Source organism: Vibrio sp. 10N.261.55.A7, from assembly GCF_002877365.1.
Taxonomy (GTDB): Bacteria; Pseudomonadota; Gammaproteobacteria; order Enterobacterales; family Vibrionaceae; genus Vibrio.
Map to the genome: position 1 here is coordinate 1 of NZ_MCWZ01000199.1, position 235 is coordinate 235.

The window sequence follows — 235 nt, forward strand, 5'->3', positions numbered from 1 at the left end:
CAGTTGAACAATTTGTTAGGTGATGGCTACGATAGCAGGCAATAAAATAGTGGGAACAAACTAGCGATCAATAAGCTATGTCCAACAGACGTACTCTCTAATTTTGTCACAATGGTTGATTTAGCAGACTCGTTTTCAATTAGTGAACTAGCTGAAACGCCAGCCATGTTACTAGGGTCACTATATCCGACCTTATGACCGGAAAAAGACAAAAGTGAACCCAGAGCAAGAAGAA

The 235-nt window shown here is 40.4% G+C and carries 1 pseudogene; it reads right to left on the reverse strand.

The annotated features are described in order from the left end of the window. Window positions 1-26 precede the first annotated feature (26 nt). Window positions 27-235 (reverse strand): annotated as a pseudogene (locus tag BCU12_RS23610) (hypothetical protein); the annotation flags it as partial.